This window comes from Methylobacterium sp., assembly GCF_028290105.1.
Classification (GTDB): Bacteria; Pseudomonadota; Alphaproteobacteria; order Rhizobiales; family Beijerinckiaceae; genus Methylobacterium.
The window spans coordinates 1-15,643 of sequence record NZ_JAQGKL010000187.1 but is presented as its reverse complement, the minus strand read 5'-3'; the positions used below and the strand labels follow the sequence as shown (position 1 = coordinate 15,643).

Sequence of the window (15,643 nt, the reverse complement as noted above, 5' to 3'; positions counted from 1 at the left end):
ACAGACCCATCGTGGACCGCCCCGCCCGCTACGCCCTGTACTTCACCCCGGCGCCGGGGTCGGCCCTGGCCGCCTTCGGGGAGGCGATCCTCGGCGCGGGCCACCTGCCCGGCCCGGGGGCGCTTCGGGCCTTCCTTGCCGCCAACACCGAGGAGCCGCGCGTCTACGGCTTCCACGCCACCCTGAAGGCGCCGATGCGCCTGAGGACGGGGGTGACGCAGGCCGACCTCCTCGCCGCCATCGGGGATCTGGCGGCGCACCGGGCCCCCATCCCCGTCGGGCGTCTGCGCGTCGCGGCTCTCGGCGATTTCGTCGCCCTGGTGCCGGAGGCGCCGCCGCCCGCCCTCGGCCTCCTGGCCGCCGAGTGCGTGGCCGCCCTCGATCCCTTGCGCGCGCCGCTCAGCGAGGCGGAACGCGCCAAGCGCCGCCCCGAGCGGCTCGACCCGCGCGGGCGGGCGCTACTGGAGCGCTGGGGATATCCGCACGTCTTCGAGGCGTTCCGGTTCCACATGACGCTGACCGGCCGCCTCGCCCCGGAGGACCGCGAGGCGTTCCTGCCCCTGCTGGCGGAGGCCGCCGCGGACCTGCCGGACCTCGCCATCGACGCGGTGAGCCTGGTGATCCAGGAGGACGCCGGGCCTTTCCGCCTCCTGCGCCGCATTCCCTTCCGGCCCTGATCCCTTCCAGCCTCGATCCCCGCCGGCCCTGATCCCTGCCAACCGTGAGGAGCACGCGATGGTGTCCGACCGCCTCGGCCTCGAACCGGCCGTCCACCCCACCGCCCAGGTCTCGGAATGCCGCCTCGGCCGTTACACGGAGGTCGGCGCGCGCACGCGGCTGAGCGAGACGGTGCTCGACGATTATTCCTACATCGTCGAGGACGGGCAGGCGAACTACACCCGTATCGGCAAGTTCTGCTCCATCGCCTCGCACGTCCGGATCAACCCCGGCAACCACCCGATGGAGCGGGCCTCGCAATCCCACTTCAGCTACCGCGCCAGTGCCTACTGGCCGGGGGAGGCGGACGAGCCCGCCTTCTTCGCCCGGCGCCGGGCCCTGCCCGTCCGCATCGGCCACGACGTCTGGATCGGCCACGGCGCCGTCATCCTGCCCGGCCGCACGGTGGGCACCGGCGCGGTGGTGGGCGCGGGCACGATCCTGACCCGGGATGTCGCGCCCTACACCATCGTGGTCGGCAATCCCGGCCGCGTGGTGCGCCGGCGCTTCCCCGAGCTCATCGCCGAGCGCCTGCAGGCCCTAGCCTGGTGGAACTGGGACCACGACCGCCTGCGCCAGGCTCTGCCGGATTTCCGCTCTCTGCAAATCGAGGCATTTCTCGAACGTTACGAAGCGCAAGCACAATAGTGCCGGCTCATCATTAGCCGGACAACTGTCATTCTTCTGTCGCGCGGGGCGGGTTTACCGTGGCTCATCGCTCCTGCCGGACAGTCTCATGCTGGTTCTCGAAGATCTGAGCCGTCGCTACGGTGATCGCTGTGCGGTGGACGGCGTCTCCCTCGCCATCCCGCGCGGCCGCTTCGTGGGTGTCATCGGGCGCTCGGGCGCGGGCAAGTCGACCCTGCTGCGGATGATCAACCGCCTCGCCGAACCGACGGGCGGGCGCATCCTGTTCGACGGCCTCGACGTCACGGCCCTGCGTGGCCGCGACCTGCGGCGCTGGCGGGCCCGCTGCGCCATGATCTTCCAGCAGTTCCACCTCGTCGGCCGCCTCGACGTCCTGAGCAACGTCCTGATGGGGCGCCTCTCGGAGGTGCCCAGGCACCGCTCGCTCCTCAAGCTCTGGTCGGAGCATGAGCGCGCCCTGGCGCTCGCCGCCCTCGACGAGTTCGGCATGGGCGATTTTGCCGGCCACCGGGCCGACCAGCTCTCCGGCGGCCAGCAGCAGCGCGTCGCCATCGCGCGGGCGATGATGCAGGCTCCCGACCTCATCCTGGCCGACGAACCCGTGGCCTCCCTCGATCCGCGCAACACCCGGATCGTCATGGACGCGCTGGCCGAGGCCAACCGGCGCCACGGCATCACCGTGCTGTGCAACCTGCATTCCCTGGATCTGGCCCGCGGCTACTGCGACCGCCTGATCGGCCTCGCCGACGGGCGCCTCGTGTTCGACGGCGCGCCGGCCGAGCTGACCGAGGACGTCGCCCGCCGGCTCTATGGGCTCGAGGCCGGCGAGGTGCTCGACGCGCCCGCGCCCGCACCCGTCGTCAAGGCCTACCCCACCGCCCTCGTCGCCTGATCCGTCTCGCCTTCGGGAGAACCCCATGCTGAACCGTCGTACCCTCGCCGGCGCCCTCGCGCTCGCTCTCCTCGCCCTGCCCGCCGCCGCGCAGGACTGGAAGGCGGCCTATCCGGAGCTGACCCTTGCGGTGATCCCGGCGGAGAACGCCTCCGGCACGAGCGACCGCTACGCGCCGCTCACCGCCTACCTGACCCGGAGCCTCGGCGTGCCGGTCAAGCTGCGCATCGCCAACGACTACGCCGCGGTGATCGAGAGCCAGCGCGCCGGCAACGCCCAGCTCGCCTTCTACGGCCCCGCCTCCTTCGCCCGCGCGGTGATGACCGGCGTCAAGGTCGAGCCCATCGTCAACCAGACGCACGACACCGGCGCCTCGGGCTACTATTCGGTGATCTACGTGCGCGCCGACAGCCCGTACAAGACGATCGCGGACCTGAAGGGCAGGAACCTCGCCCTGGTCGACCCGAACTCCACCTCCGGCAACCAGGCGCCGCGCTTCTTCCTGCACAAGGCCGGCCACCCGGTGGACGCGTTCTTCGGCAAGACCGTCTATGCCGGCAGCCACGAGAACGCCGTCCTCGCCCTCGTCCAGGGCACGGTGGACGCCGCCGCCAACCTCTACAACACCGACACCGACACCATGGTCACCCGCATGGCCGCCAAGGGCATGCTCAAGAAGCCCGACGGCACGGCGATGAGCCAGGCCGATTTCCGCGTGGTGTTCAAGTCGGACTTCCTGCCCGAGGGCCCCTTCGCCATGCTGGCGAGCCTGCCCGACGACCTGAAGGCGAAGGTCCGCCAAGCCCTGGTGGACCTGCCGAAGGCCGACAAGGCGGCCTTCGACCGGCTCTCCGACGGCAAGGACCTCGGCCTCAACCCTGTGACCTTGAAGGACTACCAGCCGGTCATCGAGATGCTGAAGTTCAACGACGACCAGCGACGCAAGTCGTAAAATCACAAGTCCCGATCCGCGCAGCACCCCCGGGGCCTTCGTCGACCGATGCTCATGGTCAAGCCCATCACGCCCCTGCCCCCCGACCGCGCCGCCGCCCTGGCGCAGGCCTATGACGGCGCCGTCGCGGCGAGCCGGCGGCGGGTCTGGGCCGGCCTCGCGGTGCTCGTCGTCCTCACGGGGCTCGCCGCGAAGGCCGCCGAGGTGCGCCCCTGGGTCCTGGCGGGCAACATCGGGAAGTTCACGGACTACCTTGCCCAGATCCTGCCGGCCCTGAGCCTCGGGAACCTCGGGGGCGACCTCGCCGAATGGTACTGGGGTTGGCCGAAATGGCTCGCGCTCCTCGGCGAGACCCTCCTGATGGCCTATCTCGGCACCCTGCTCGGGGCCATCGGCGGCTTTCTCCTGTGCTTTGCCGCCGCCGGCAACGTGGCGCGCAGCCGGGCCGGATGCTTCCTCGTCCGGCGCGCCCTCGAATTCTGCCGAACGGTGCCGGAGATCGTGTTCGCGCTGATCTTCGTCATCGCCTTCGGCCTCGGGCCGATGGTGGGGGTGCTGGCGCTGGCGATCCACACCACGGGGGCGCTCGGCAAGCTGTTTGCCGAGGTGGTCGAGAACATCGACATGAAGCCGGTGGAGAGCCTCACCGCCGCGGGTGCCGGCCGGATCGAGACCCTGCGTTTTGCCGTGCTGCCCCAGGTGCTCTCGAACTTCGTCTCCTACGGGCTGCTGCGCTTCGAGATCAACGTGCGGGGCGCGGGCGTGATGGGTTTCGTCGGCGCCGGCGGGATCGGGCAGGAACTCCTCGTGGCGATCCGCAACTTCTACTACGCCGATGTCAGCGCGATCCTGGTCCTGATCATCCTCACCGTGATGGCGATCGACCTCGGGACCGAGCGCCTGCGCCATCACCTCCTCGGAGGCCTGCGATGACGCCCCGCGAGCCTGCGATGACGCCCCGCGACCTGAATCCGGCCGAGATCGCGGCTCTGCGCCAGCGCTACCCCGGGGCCTTCCGGTCGGCCCGGGGGCCTCGCCTCCTGGCCGGCCTCGCGGTCGCCGGCCTCCTCGCGCTGGCGGGCGACGCGATGGTGCGGCTCGACTTCTCCGTGATCCGCCTCCTCGCCGGCCTCGGGCGGCTCGGCGAATTCAGCCTGATGCTGCTGCCGCCCGATCCCGCCGGGCAGGCCTGGACCTTCCTGCGGGCGCTGGCCGAGACCCTCGGCATCGCCTTCATCGGCACCCTCGCGGCGGCGCTGCTTGCCTTTCCGATGGCGTTCCTCGCCGCCCGCAACGTGGTGCCGAACCCCTTCGTCCACTTCACCCTCCGCCGCGGCCTCGACGTGATGCGCTCCGTCGACGTGCTGATCTGGGCGCTGATCTGGATCAACGTCGTCGGGCTCGGCCCCTTCGCGGGGGCGCTCGCCATCGCCTGCGCGGATTTCGGGGCGCTGGGCAAGCTGTTCTCGGAGGCCGTCGAGACCGTGGACGCCAAGGCCGGCGAGGGCGTCTCCGCGTCGGGCGGCGCCGAACTGCACCGCATCCGCTTCGGCCTCATCCCGGCGGTGCTGCCGGTGCTCGGCAGCCAGGTGCTGTACTTCTTCGAGTCGAACACCCGCTCGGCCACCATCATCGGCATCGTCGGCGCGGGCGGCATCGGCCAATACCTCACCGAACTGATCCGCGTCCTCGAACTGCGCCAGGTCGCCTTCCTGATCCTGATGATCCTGGTGACCGTGGCGGCCATCGATGCCGTCTCCACCCGCCTGCGCCGGGCGCTGATCGGCGGCGCCTCGCGCCAGGGCCGGAACCTGATCGGCTTGAACGTGTGAGGGGCCGCCATGCGTGCCGGGGGCAAATGTTTGCCGATGGTCAGCGGGATAAGGGGGCGTTTTTCGAAATAGAATATCGTGCGAAAATGGCCGATCCGCCGTAACGCGCGTTAGCCTGAGGGATGAATACCTCGAGGGAACGCCGATGAAGACATTTCGCATGCTGATATTTTCTATCAGCGCCCTGCTGACAACGATGAGCGGAGCGCGTGCGGAACCGCCGAAAGCTGCGGTCTTCGACTTTCAGCTTGCGAACCTTGGGATCCAGGGGCCGACCGATGCCGACACGGCACGCCTGAAGCCGCTCAGCGACCAGCTTCGTTCGCTGCTGTCGGAGAGCGGGCATTATTCCATCGTGTCGACGGACCCCGTCAGGGAACGGGTCACCAAGGGGCCGGGCCTGCGCAACTGCAACGGCTGTGCCGAGGAATACGCGAAGACACTCGGTGCGGACGTCGCCATCACGGGTGAAATACAGAAAGTCTCCAATCTGATCCTGAACATCAACGTCTATGTCAAGGATCTCAGGAGCGACAAGCCCGAGCAGGCTTACAGCGTCGACATCAGGGGCGACAACGACGTCTCCTTTGATCGCGGCATCCGATATCTCGTCAAGAACAACATGGCGTCCAAGCCATAGGATCGGTCGACGGCCTGTCCTTGCCGCCGCCGTGTCCGGACGCCGGATCTTCGATCTGTCGGGAGGCCGCCTGGAGATTGGCGATGCGCGCTGACCGTCCGGGGACAGCCCTCGCCCGGTGGCCGCGTGTCGACACGTCGGTCAAGGTCGATCACTCGACCACCAGCTCCACCCGGTCGGCGGCGAACAGGCTGCGGGTGGCCTGGATGCGCTGGCCCGCCCCGTCCACGTTCACGCTGGTCAGCGCGATCAGGGTGCGCCCCGGGGCGATGTCGAGGCGCCCGGCCTCCGCCACCGTGGCGGGGCGCGCGCCGATCCGCGTCGAGAGCCGGGTGTAGTCGGCGACCCCGAACTGCGCATAGGCGCGGGTGATCGAGCCGCAGGCGGCGTAGGCGGCGTCGAAGCCGGCGAATCGCGGCAGCGGCAGGCAGGTCCGTGCCGTCGAGATCGGGGCGCCGTCGGCCAGGTGGCGCGTCAGGAGTTCGAGGATGGGCGCGCCGGGGGCGAGCCCCAGGGCCTCCGCCCACTCGGCATCCGCCGGCACGGCGGCGGACGAGACGAGGTCGCCCCAGGCCTCGCGGCCGGCCCGCGAGACGATCTCGGAGAACCGGGTGCGGGGCCCGATCGGGTAGGTGAGCGGCCCCTGCTCCACGAAGGTGCCCTTGCCCTGGGACGTCCGCACCAGCCCGCCCTCGGCCAGCACGCCCAGCGCCCGGCGCACCGTGTGCCGGTTCACGCCGAAGCGCGCGGCCAGCGCGGATTCGGCGGGAAGCTGCGCCCCGGCGGCGAATTCCCCGCTGCGGATCGCCTGGGCCAGCGCATCCGCGATCTGGCGCCAGGCGGCGAGGCCGCCCCCGCGCTGGAGGGACGTCACGCCCGTGTCGTTCGCATCCTGCATGACGTGATCGAAAATCCCTTGTGCCAGCCGATCCACATGTCTATACATATAGACATGTTGGAAGAGAGGCCCCGATGCCGAGCGCCAGCCAAACACCACCTGATCCCGGGATGCCAGACCTAGCGATGCGCCGGCGCGCGATGGCGCGGGCGGGCGCTGCGACGGAGAGCGAATTGCGCGCGGCCTTGGCGCAGGCGGGCGTCGCGCCCGAGGCGGAGGATCTGCGCGCGCCGGAGACCGGCCTCGTCATGGTGCGCGGGCGCATCGGCGGCGACGGCCGGCCCTTCAATGCCGGCGAGGCCACGGTGACCCGGGCGGCGGTGCGCCTGCCCGGCGGCGAGACGGGGTTCGCCTACCATCTCGGCCGTGACCGGACGCGGGCCCGCCTCGCCGCCATCCTCGACGCCCATTGGCAGCGCCCGGAGGCGCGGCCCGCCCTCGATGCGGCGCTGGCGGGAATCGCCGAGCGCCGGGCGCACGCGGCGGCCCTCGCCGCCCGTAAGGTCGCGGCGACGCGGGTGAACTTCTTCACCCTGGCCCGGGGAGAGGATTGATGGCCCAAGCTCACGCTCAACCCCTCGCCCGCGGCTTCGCCGACCCCGTACACGAGGGGCAGGCGGTGTTCCGCGCCGTGATGGAGGCCCTGAGCCGGCCCGGCCGCCTGCGCCCCCTCGTCACCGCCCTGGCGCCCCCTGCCCCGCTCACGCCCGAACTCGCCGCCCTTGCGCTGGCGCTGACCGATGCCGACACGCCGGTCTGGCTCGACGCTCCCTTGGGCGCGAACCCGGCGGTCGCGGCCTTCCTGCGCTTCCACACCGGGGCGCCGATCGTGGACGAGCCGGGGCGGGCGGCCTTCGCGCTGATCGCCGACCCCGCCCGCTGCCCGGCCTTCACCGCGTTCGCCCAAGGCTCCCTCGCCTATCCGGACGCCTCCGCCACCCTGATCCTCGCCGTCGCGACCCTGTCGGACGGGACGGGCCTCGCCTTCGAAGGGCCGGGCATCCGGGGGACGGCGCGCCTCGACGCGGCGCCCCTGCCTGCGGACTGGCCCTCGCGGCTGGTTCGCAACCACGCCGGCTTCCCGCAAGGGATCGACCTCCTGTTCGCCGCGCCCGGACAGCTCGCTGCGCTGCCCCGCTCCGCCCGTCCGCTCATCCCGGAGGCCTGATCATGTATGTCGCCGTGAAGGGTGGCGAGGCCGCCATCGACAACGCCCACCGGCTGCTCGCCGAGGCCCGGCGCGGCGACCCGGCCGTGCCCGATCTGACCGTGGCGCAGATCCGCGAGCAGATGCGCCTCCTCGTCGACCGGGTGATGACCGAGGGCTCGCTCTACGACCCCGATCTGGCCGCCCTCGCCCTGAAGCAGGCGCGCGGCGACGTGGTCGAGGCGGTGTTCCTGGTGCGCGCCTACCGCACCACGCTGCCGCGCTTCGGCGCGACGGAGCCCGTCGATACCGGTGCGATGACCCTGAGCCGCCGGATCTCCGCCACCTTCAAGGACCTGCCCGGCGGACAGGTGCTCGGCCCGACCTTCGACTACACCCACCGCCTCGTGGACTTTTCCCTGGGCGACGGGACCCTCCCCGCGCCCGCCGCCGAGGCCGAGCCGGCCGCCGATGCCGCCGCCTGCCCGCGCGTCACGGACCTCCTCGGCCAGGCCGGCCTGCTCGAACCCTCGCCGGAGGATCTGGGCGCGCCGGTCGGCGACCTCACCCGCGAGCCGGTGGATTACCCGGCCGACCGGGCCCTGCGTCTCCAGGCGCTGGCGCGCGGCGACGAGGGCTTCATCCTGGCGCTCGGCTACTCGACGCAGCGCGGCTACGGCCGCACCCACCCCTTCGTGGGCGAGATCCGGGTCGGCGCGGTGGAGCTCGACATCACACCGGAGGAACTCGGCTTTCCCGTCGGCCTCGGTGCGGTGGACATGACCGAGTGCCAGATGATCAACCAGTTCCACGGGAACGGCCCGGTGCCGCCGCAATTCACCCGGGGCTACGGCCTGGTCTTCGGCCAGGGCGAGCGCAAGGCCATGGCCATGGCGCTCGTCGACCGCTCCCTGCGCGCGGCGGAACTCGGCGAGGCCGTGGTGGTCCCCGCCCAGGACCAGGAATTCGTGCTGGCCCATTGCGACAGCCTGCAGGCGACGGGCTTCGTCGAGCACATGAAGCTGCCGCACTACGTCGACTTCCAGGCCGAGCTCGACCTCGTCCGGCGGCTGCGCGCCGAGCACGCGGCACGCGCCGCCGAGCCCGAAGAACCCATCCTGCGGGAGGCCGCCGAATGAACGCGCAAGCGACGAACCCGGACATCACGGTCTCCGCCGGCAGCGGCTACAACTTCGCCTATCTCGACGAAGGCACGAAGCGGATGATCCGCCGGGCCATCCTGAAGGCCATCGCGATCCCCGGCTACCAAGTGCCCTTCGCCGCCCGCGAGATGCCGATGCCCTATGGCTGGGGAACCGGCGGGGTGCAGGTCACGGCCGCGATCCTGGGGGCGTCGGACGTGCTCAAGGTCATCGACCAGGGCGCCGACGACACCACCAACGCGGTCTCGATCCGCCGCTTCTTCACCGCCACGGCGGGCATCGCCACCACGACCCGGACGGCGGAGGCGAGCGTGATCCAGACCCGCCACCGCATCCCGGAGGCGCCGCTGTCCGAGGGGCAGGTGCTCGTCTACCAGGTGCCGATCCCCGAACCCCTGCGCTTCCTCGAGCCGCGCGAGACCGAGACGCGCCAGCTCCACGCGCTCGCCGAATACGGCCTGATGCACGTCAAGCTCTACGAGGACATCGCCCGCCACGGCCACATCGCCACCACCTACGCCTACCCGGTGGAGGTGGCCGGCCGCTACGTGATGGACCCCTCGCCCACCCCGAAATTCGACAACCCGAAGATGGACGATTGCCCCGCGCTCCAGCTCTTCGGCGCGGGCCGCGAGAAGCGCATCTACGCGATCCCGCCCTACACGCGGGTGCGCAGCCTCGACTTCGAGGACCACCCCTTCCGGGTCCAGAGCTTCGAGCGCCCCTGCGCCCTCTGCGGGGCGCGCGCCATCTACCTCGACGAGGTGGTGCTGGACGATGCCGGCGGCCGGATGTTCGTCTGCTCGGACACCGACCATTGCGAGACCCGCCGCGCCGATGGCCACACGGGGGAGGCCGCATGAGCGAATTTCCGACGACCGAGCCGCTGCTCACGGTCAGCGGCCTGACCAAGCGCTACGGCCGGCGCCTCGCCTGCGACCGGATCGACGTTTCCCTCGATCCCGGCGAGGTGCTGGCGGTGGTCGGCGAATCCGGCTCCGGCAAGTCGACCCTGCTCTCGCTGATCGCGGGCGAGGTCGCGGCCGATGCGGGCTGCGTCTCCTACCGCATGCGCGACGGCGCCACCCGCGACCTCGCCGCCCTGAGCGAGGCCGAGCGCCGGGCCCTGATGCGCACCGACTGGGGTTTCGTGCGCCAGGACGCGACGCAAGGGCTGCGCATGGCCGTCTCGGCCGGGGGCAATGTCGGCGAGCGCCTGATGGGAATCGGCGACCGCCATTACGGCCGCATCCGCGCCACCGCCCTCGACTGGCTCGCCCGCGTGGAGATCGCGCCCGACCGGGTCGACGATCCGCCGACGCGGTTTTCCGGCGGCATGCGCCAGCGCCTGCAGATCGCCCGCAACCTCGTCACATCGCCACGCCTCGTGCTGATGGACGAGCCGACCTCGGGCCTCGACGTCTCGGTCCAGGCCCGCCTCCTCGACATGATCCGGGGGCTGGTGGCCGAACTGGGTCTCGCCGTGATCATCGTCACCCACGATCTCGCCGTGGCGCGCCTGCTCTCGCACCGCGTCCTGGTGATGCGCGGCGGCCGGGTGATCGAGACCGGCCTCACCGACCAGGTCCTCGACGACCCGCAGGCCGCCTACACCCAGCTCCTCGTCTCCTCGGTCCTCGCCGCATGACACCGCCCCCCATGATGCCCCTGCTCGCCTTCCAGGACGTCGCCAAGAGCTTCACCCTGCACCTGCGCGGCGGGGCGGTACTCCCCGTCATCGCGGGAGCGACGCTGGCGGTCCATCCCGGCGAGTGCGTCGTGCTCGGCGGCGCCTCGGGGGCGGGCAAGTCCTCGCTCCTCAAGATGGCCTACGGCAATTACCGTTGCGCCACGGGCGCCATCCGGGTCCGCGACGGCGACCGGACCATCGATCTCGCCGCCGCGGCCCCCCGCGAGATCCTGCGCCTGCGCCGCACCACGCTGGCCTACGTCTCGCAGTTCCTGCGGGTGATCCCCCGCGTCGGCGCCCGTGCCGTGGTGGAGGCCGCCGGCATCGAGGGGGGCCTGGAACCGGAGGTCGCCCATGCCCGCGCGGGCGACCTGCTGGCGCGCCTCAACCTGCCCGAGCGCCTGTGGGCGCTGCCGCCCGCCACCTTCTCGGGAGGCGAGCAGCAGCGGGTGAACATCGCGCGCGGGCTCATCGCCGACCGCCCCATCCTGCTCCTCGACGAGCCCACCGCGTCGCTGGATGCCCGGAACCGGGCCGTGGTGGTGGACCTCATCGCCGAGAAGCGCGCGGCGGGCGCCGGCATCCTCGGCATCTTCCACGACGCGGATGTCCGCGAGGCGGTGGCGACGCGCATCGTCGACGTCGCGGCCTTTCGCGGGGCGATGGCGGCATGAACCGGGCAGCCATGAACCGGGCAGCCATGAACTGGCCGAGCAACAATTGGGAGCACGCCGCATGACGGACCGGGTCGAGATCCTCGAGAACGCGCGCCTGGTGCGCCCCGACCGGGTCGAGACCGGCTGGCTCGCCGTGGTCGACGGGCGCATCGCCGAGATCGGCACCGGCACCGCCCCCGAGCGCGGCCTCGATTGCGGCGGCGACACCCTCGTCCCCGGGCTCGTCGAACTCCACACCGACCACCTCGAGAGCCACTACGCGCCGCGCCCCGGCGTGCGCTGGCACCCCCTCGGGGCGGTGCTGGCCTACGACGCGCAGATCGCGGCCTCCGGCATCACCACGGTGTTCGATTCGCTTCGCGCCGGCACCGACCCGGACGGCAGCGGCCTCGGCACCGAACTGGAACTCCTCGCCGCCGCCCTGGCGGAGGCGCAGGGGGCGAACCTGTTCCGGGCCGAGCACCGCACGCACCTGCGCTGCGAGATCCCTAGCCCCGACGTGGTCGACACCGTGCGGGCGTTCGCCGAGCGCTACACCATCGGGCTCCTGTCGCTGATGGACCACACGCCGGGCCAGCGTCAGTTCCGGGATGTGGCCAAGTACTACGTCTATGCCGGGCGCGGCGGCCGCTCGCTGGAGGAGATCAAGCTCAGCACCGAGCGCAAGATGCGCGACGGCCGCGCCCTCAACGCGGTGAACCGGCCCGTCCTCGTCGCGCTGGCACGCGAACGCGGGATTCCACTGGCCAGCCACGACGACACCACGCTGGCCGACGTGGCGCTCTCGCGCGAGGAATCGGTGGCGCTCGCCGAGTTCCCCACCACCCTGGAGGCGGCCGAGGCCTCGCACGCGGCCGGCATCACCGTGATGATGGGGGCCCCCAACCTGATCCGGGGCGGCTCGCATTCCGGCAACGTCGCGGCCCACACCCTGGCGGAGGCCGGCACCCTGCGCATCCTGTCCTCGGATTACGTGCCGGCGAGCCTGCTGATGGCGGCCTTCCTCCTGCCGGAGCGGGTGCCGGGCATCACCCTGCCCGACGCCATCGCCACCGTGACCGCCAACCCCGCCCGCGCCACCGGCCTCACCGATCGCGGGCGGCTGGAGCCGGGCCTGCGCGCCGATCTCGTTCGCGTGCGCCTCGCCCGAGGCGTGCCGGTGGTGCGCCAGGTCTGGCGCGCCGGCGAGCGGGTGGTGTGATGGCGGGCGGCTTCGTCCTCGTCGTCGGCCCGAGCGGGGCCGGCAAGGACACCCTGCTGCGGCTGGCGCGCAAGCGCCTGACCGGCGACCCCCGCTTCGTCTTCCCGCGCCGGCTCGTCACCCGGGCGCCCTCCGCGCACGAGGACAACCGCGAACTCGACGAGGCCACGTTCGCCGGGGGCGTGGCCTCGGGGGCCTTCGCGCTGCACTGGCGGGCGCACGGCCTCGGCTACGCGATTCCCTTCGAGACCCTGGCGCAGGCCGAGTCCGGACACGTCGTCGTCTGCAACGTCTCGCGCCGCATCGTCGCGCAAGCCCGCCTTACCCTGCCCAGCGTCGGCGTCGTCACCGTCACGGCCTCGCCCGAGGTCCTCGCGCAGCGCCTCGCCGCGCGGGGCCGCCCCGAGGACGGGGACCTGCGGTCCCGCCTCGCGCGTCAGGCTCCGATCGAGGCCGAGTGCACGATCTGGAACGACGCCGACCCCGAGAGCGCGGCCGACCGCCTCGTGGCGTACCTGCGCGCGCGAGGCGCCTGAGCCCCGGACGCGGTGACTGACGCGAAGATTCCCACAGCCCAACAAAAAAGCGCGGCCCCGCCGGGACCGCGCTCTTCAACGTTCGTCCATCGGCGTTCCCGCCGATGGACGGGCCTTACGCCTCCTGGCGGGGTCCGCGGGCGCGGTCCTGCTCGGCGTTGCGCTCGGCCTTGAGCTTCTCGGTGAGGTCTTCGCCGGTCTCCTGGTCGACGACCTTCATGGAGAGGCGGATCTTGCCGCGGTCGTCGGCGCCGAGGAACTTCACCTTGACCTTCTGGCCGTCCTTGACGACGTCCGTCACCTTGGCGACGCGCTGGGCGGCGAGTTCCGAGATGTGGACGAGGCCGTCCTTGGCGCCGAAGAAGTTCACGAAGGCGCCGAACTCCATGCACTTCACCACCGTGCCGTCGTAGATCATGCCGACTTCGGCTTCCGCCACGATCGAGCGGATCCAGTTGTAGGCGGCCTTGATGGCCTTGCCGTCGCTGGAGGCGATCTTCACCGTGCCGGTGTCGTCGATGTTGATCTTGGCGCCGGTCTTCTCGACGATCTCGCGGATCACCTTGCCGCCGGTGCCGATCACTTCCCGGATCTTGTCGGTGGGGATCTGCATGGTCTCGATGCGCGGCGCGTACTCGCCGAGCTCCGGACGGGCATCGGTGAGCGCCTTCGACATCTCGCCGAGGATGTGCACGCGGCCTTCCTGCGCCTGGTGCAGGGCGACCTTCATGATCTCCTCGGTGATGCCCGCGATCTTGATGTCCATCTGCAGCGAGGTGATGCCGGCTTCCGTGCCCGCCACCTTGAAGTCCATGTCGCCCAGGTGATCCTCGTCGCCGAGGATGTCGGACAGGACCGCGTAGCGCTCACCCTCGAGGATGAGGCCCATGGCGATGCCGGCCACGGGACGGCGGAGCGGCACGCCCGCATCCATCAGCGACAGCGAAGCGCCGCAGACGGAGGCCATCGAGGAGGAGCCGTTCGACTCGGTGATCTCGGACACGACGCGGATCGTGTACGGGAACTCGTGGGCCGGCGGCAGGACGGGGTGCACGGCGCGCCAGGCGAGCTTGCCGTGGCCGATCTCGCGGCGGCCGGGCGAACCCATGCGGCCGGTCTCGCCCACCGAGTAGGGGGGGAAGTTGTAGTGCAGCAGGAAGGTCTCCTTGTAGGTGCCTTCCAGCGCGTCGATGAACTGCTCGTCCTCGCCGGTGCCCAGCGTGGCCACGACCAGGGCCTGGGTCTCGCCGCGGGTGAACAGCGAGGAGCCGTGGGCGCGCGGCAGCACGCCGACCTGGGACTCGATCGGGCGCACGGTGCGGACATCGCGTCCGTCGATGCGTGAACCCGTGTCGAGGATGTTCCAGCGCACGACCTTGGACTGCGCTTCCTTGAACGCGGCCTTGACCTTCTCGGGGGCGAAGCGCTGCTCGCCTTCCGCCGGGCAGAGCGCCGCGACCACCTTCGCCTTCACGGCGTCGACGGCGGCATAGCGCTCCTGCTTGATCGTGTTCTTGTAGGCCTGACGGAGTTCCGCCTCGCAGACTTCGAGCACGGCGGCTTCCACGTCGCCGTTCTCGGGCGCGGTGAAGTTGCGGGGCTCCTTGGCGGCCTTCTCGGCGAGACGAATGATCGCCTCGATCACCGGCTGGAAGTGCTTGTGGCCGAACATCACGGCGCCGAGCATCACGTCTTCGCCGAGCTCCTTGGCCTCGGACTCGACCATCAGGACGGCGTCCTGCGTGCCGGCGACGACGAGGTCGAGGGTCGAGGCCTCGAGGTCGGCCACGTGCGGGTTCAGGGTGTACTGGCCGTTGACGTAGCCGACGCGGGCGGCGCCGATCGGGCCCATGAAGGGCACGCCCGACAGGGTCAGGGCGGCGGAGGCCGCGACCATCGCGAGCACGTCGGGATCGTTCTCGAGGTCGTGGGTCAGCACGGTGACGACGACCTGGGTGTCGTTGCGCCAGCCCTCGACGAAGAGGGGGCGGATCGGACGGTCGATCAGGCGGGAGACCAGGGTCTCCTTCTCGGAGGGACGGCCCTCGCGCTTGAAGTAGCCGCCGGGGATGCGGCCGGCGGCGTAGGCGCGCTCCTGGTAGTTCACGGTGAGCGGCAGGAAGTCGATGCCCACCTTGGGCTCCTTGCCGGACACGACGGTGGCGAGCACCGAGGTCTCGCCGTAGGTGGCCATCACCGAGCCGTCGGCCTGGCGGGCGACCTTGCCCGTCTCGAGGACGAGCTTGCGGTCGCCCCACATCAGCTCTTCACGTTGTACGTCGAACATATTGCAACCCTTCCTGCGGTCGGGCGAACCCGGCGGCGCCCGGGGGCAAGATGGCGCGGGGCGTTCGATCCGAACGCCCCGCGCGATCCTGTCCCCGATGCATCCGCCTTCAAGTCGCCCGGGTCTTCTCGGAGGCCGGACCCATTCCGGCAGTCCGAATCGTGAGAACGCGGCTCCGGGCCGGGCCCGGAACCGCGTGGACGCCGCGTCTTAGCGGCGGATGCCGAGACGCTCGATGAGGCTGCGGTAGCGGGCCTCGTCCTTGCGCTTGACGTAGTCGAGCAGCGAGCGGCGCTGCGAGACCATCTTCAGGAGGCCGCGGCGGGAATGGTTGTCCTTGCCGTGGGTCTTGAAGTGGCCGGT

The 15,643-nt window shown here is 71.1% G+C and carries 18 protein-coding genes; 15 read left to right on the top strand and 3 right to left on the bottom strand.

Annotated elements, in window-relative coordinates; translation table 11 throughout:
• The first annotated feature begins 11 nt into the window (after positions 1–11).
• The 7 genes from JWQ05_RS13295 (at position 12) to JWQ05_RS13265 (ending at position 5,681) form a co-directional block, all read left to right on the top strand.
• Positions 12–677 carry a DUF1045 domain-containing protein gene (locus JWQ05_RS13295; protein ID WP_299658935.1) on the top strand — a complete coding sequence of 222 codons (666 nt, stop codon included), beginning with the start codon at positions 12–14 and terminating at the stop codon, positions 675–677.
• A gap of 58 nt (positions 678–735) precedes the next feature.
• On the top strand, positions 736–1,365 hold the full coding sequence (locus JWQ05_RS13290) for a DapH/DapD/GlmU-related protein (protein ID WP_299658933.1): 630 nt from the start codon (positions 736–738) through the stop codon (positions 1,363–1,365).
• A gap of 88 nt (positions 1,366–1,453) precedes the next feature.
• Positions 1,454–2,257, top strand: a complete 804-nt coding sequence (gene phnC, locus JWQ05_RS13285; RefSeq protein ID WP_299658931.1) for a phosphonate ABC transporter ATP-binding protein — start codon at positions 1,454–1,456, stop codon at positions 2,255–2,257.
• Between the two features lie 25 nt (positions 2,258–2,282).
• Positions 2,283–3,209 carry a phosphonate ABC transporter substrate-binding protein gene (gene phnD / locus JWQ05_RS13280; RefSeq protein WP_299658928.1) on the top strand — a complete coding sequence of 309 codons (927 nt, stop codon included), beginning with the start codon at positions 2,283–2,285 and terminating at the stop codon, positions 3,207–3,209.
• 54 nt (positions 3,210–3,263) lie between these two features.
• On the top strand, positions 3,264–4,142 hold the full coding sequence (gene phnE, locus JWQ05_RS13275; protein ID WP_299658926.1) for a phosphonate ABC transporter, permease protein PhnE: 879 nt from the start codon (positions 3,264–3,266) through the stop codon (positions 4,140–4,142).
• Positions 4,143–4,159: 17 nt separating this feature from the next.
• Positions 4,160–5,041: a phosphonate ABC transporter, permease protein PhnE gene (gene phnE, locus JWQ05_RS13270; protein ID WP_299658993.1), complete on the top strand. Its 882-nt coding sequence runs from the start codon at positions 4,160–4,162 to the stop codon at positions 5,039–5,041.
• A gap of 145 nt (positions 5,042–5,186) precedes the next feature.
• Positions 5,187–5,681 (top strand): DUF3280 domain-containing protein, encoded by a 495-nt coding sequence (locus tag JWQ05_RS13265; protein ID WP_299658924.1) that lies wholly within the window; start codon positions 5,187–5,189, stop codon positions 5,679–5,681.
• A gap of 151 nt (positions 5,682–5,832) precedes the next feature.
• Here the strand turns inward: JWQ05_RS13265 and phnF are convergent, their stop codons facing one another.
• On the bottom strand, positions 5,833–6,579 hold the full coding sequence (gene phnF / locus JWQ05_RS13260) for a phosphonate metabolism transcriptional regulator PhnF (protein WP_299658921.1): 747 nt from the start codon (positions 6,577–6,579) through the stop codon (positions 5,833–5,835).
• 110 nt (positions 6,580–6,689) lie between these two features.
• Here phnF and phnG point away from each other — a divergent pair, with 110 nt between their 5' ends.
• The 8 genes from phnG to phnN all read left to right on the top strand — a co-directional run bounded on the left by phnG (position 6,690) and on the right by phnN (position 12,993).
• Positions 6,690–7,133 (top strand): phosphonate C-P lyase system protein PhnG, encoded by a 444-nt coding sequence (gene phnG / locus JWQ05_RS13255; protein ID WP_299658919.1) that lies wholly within the window; start codon positions 6,690–6,692, stop codon positions 7,131–7,133.
• Positions 7,133–7,747 carry a phosphonate C-P lyase system protein PhnH gene (gene phnH / locus JWQ05_RS13250; protein WP_299658917.1) on the top strand — a complete coding sequence of 205 codons (615 nt, stop codon included), beginning with the start codon at positions 7,133–7,135 and terminating at the stop codon, positions 7,745–7,747. The genes phnG and phnH overlap by 1 nt, the downstream gene beginning before the upstream one ends.
• Before the next feature lie 2 nt (positions 7,748–7,749).
• Positions 7,750–8,865, top strand: coding sequence for a carbon-phosphorus lyase complex subunit PhnI (locus JWQ05_RS13245; RefSeq protein WP_299658915.1), 1,116 nt, complete (start codon positions 7,750–7,752; stop codon positions 8,863–8,865).
• Positions 8,862–9,752, top strand: a complete 891-nt coding sequence (locus tag JWQ05_RS13240; RefSeq protein ID WP_299658913.1) for an alpha-D-ribose 1-methylphosphonate 5-phosphate C-P-lyase PhnJ — start codon at positions 8,862–8,864, stop codon at positions 9,750–9,752. Before JWQ05_RS13245 ends, JWQ05_RS13240 begins: the two co-directional genes overlap by 4 nt.
• On the top strand, positions 9,749–10,537 hold the full coding sequence (gene phnK, locus JWQ05_RS13235; RefSeq protein WP_299658911.1) for a phosphonate C-P lyase system protein PhnK: 789 nt from the start codon (positions 9,749–9,751) through the stop codon (positions 10,535–10,537). The genes JWQ05_RS13240 and phnK overlap by 4 nt, the downstream gene beginning before the upstream one ends.
• Before the next feature lie 11 nt (positions 10,538–10,548).
• A complete protein-coding gene (gene phnL, locus JWQ05_RS13230; protein ID WP_299658991.1) occupies positions 10,549–11,253 on the top strand; it encodes a phosphonate C-P lyase system protein PhnL in 705 nt (234 codons plus the stop codon).
• 61 nt (positions 11,254–11,314) lie between these two features.
• Positions 11,315–12,457, top strand: coding sequence for an alpha-D-ribose 1-methylphosphonate 5-triphosphate diphosphatase (locus JWQ05_RS13225; protein ID WP_299658909.1), 1,143 nt, complete (start codon positions 11,315–11,317; stop codon positions 12,455–12,457).
• Positions 12,457–12,993: a phosphonate metabolism protein/1,5-bisphosphokinase (PRPP-forming) PhnN gene (gene phnN / locus JWQ05_RS13220; protein WP_299658907.1), complete on the top strand. Its 537-nt coding sequence runs from the start codon at positions 12,457–12,459 to the stop codon at positions 12,991–12,993. The genes JWQ05_RS13225 and phnN overlap by 1 nt, the downstream gene beginning before the upstream one ends.
• 115 nt (positions 12,994–13,108) lie before the next feature.
• On the opposite strand, the gene pnp is transcribed toward phnN, so the two are convergent.
• On the bottom strand, positions 13,109–15,280 hold the full coding sequence (gene pnp, locus JWQ05_RS13215) for a polyribonucleotide nucleotidyltransferase (RefSeq protein ID WP_299658905.1): 2,172 nt from the start codon (positions 15,278–15,280) through the stop codon (positions 13,109–13,111).
• A gap of 210 nt (positions 15,281–15,490) precedes the next feature.
• Positions 15,491–15,643, bottom strand: a 153-nt coding sequence (rpsO, locus tag JWQ05_RS13210; RefSeq protein WP_299658989.1) for a 30S ribosomal protein S15, incomplete at its 5' end; no start/stop codon positions are given.

Bases quoted from the DNA above. Each gene is read 5' to 3' on its own strand.
- JWQ05_RS13240 (WP_299658913.1), top strand. From the start codon at position 8,862: ATGAACGCGCAAGCGACGAACCCGGACATCACGGTCTCCGCCGGCAGC.
- JWQ05_RS13290 (WP_299658933.1), top strand. From the start codon at position 736: ATGGTGTCCGACCGCCTCGGCCTCGAACCGGCCGTCCACCCCACCGCC.
- JWQ05_RS13245 (WP_299658915.1), top strand. From the start codon at position 7,750: ATGTATGTCGCCGTGAAGGGTGGCGAGGCCGCCATCGACAACGCCCAC.
- phnC (WP_299658931.1), top strand. From the start codon at position 1,454: ATGCTGGTTCTCGAAGATCTGAGCCGTCGCTACGGTGATCGCTGTGCG.
- phnH (WP_299658917.1), top strand. From the start codon at position 7,133: ATGGCCCAAGCTCACGCTCAACCCCTCGCCCGCGGCTTCGCCGACCCC.
- phnE (WP_299658926.1), top strand. From the start codon at position 3,264: ATGGTCAAGCCCATCACGCCCCTGCCCCCCGACCGCGCCGCCGCCCTG.
- phnL (WP_299658991.1), top strand. From the start codon at position 10,549: ATGATGCCCCTGCTCGCCTTCCAGGACGTCGCCAAGAGCTTCACCCTG.
- pnp (WP_299658905.1), bottom strand. From the start codon at position 15,280: ATGTTCGACGTACAACGTGAAGAGCTGATGTGGGGCGACCGCAAGCTC.
- phnK (WP_299658911.1), top strand. From the start codon at position 9,749: ATGAGCGAATTTCCGACGACCGAGCCGCTGCTCACGGTCAGCGGCCTG.
- phnF (WP_299658921.1), bottom strand. From the start codon at position 6,579: ATGCAGGATGCGAACGACACGGGCGTGACGTCCCTCCAGCGCGGGGGC.
- phnN (WP_299658907.1), top strand. From the start codon at position 12,457: ATGGCGGGCGGCTTCGTCCTCGTCGTCGGCCCGAGCGGGGCCGGCAAG.
- phnD (WP_299658928.1), top strand. From the start codon at position 2,283: ATGCTGAACCGTCGTACCCTCGCCGGCGCCCTCGCGCTCGCTCTCCTC.
- JWQ05_RS13265 (WP_299658924.1), top strand. From the start codon at position 5,187: ATGAAGACATTTCGCATGCTGATATTTTCTATCAGCGCCCTGCTGACA.
- phnE (WP_299658993.1), top strand. From the start codon at position 4,160: ATGACGCCCCGCGACCTGAATCCGGCCGAGATCGCGGCTCTGCGCCAG.
- phnG (WP_299658919.1), top strand. From the start codon at position 6,690: ATGCCAGACCTAGCGATGCGCCGGCGCGCGATGGCGCGGGCGGGCGCT.
- JWQ05_RS13225 (WP_299658909.1), top strand. From the start codon at position 11,315: ATGACGGACCGGGTCGAGATCCTCGAGAACGCGCGCCTGGTGCGCCCC.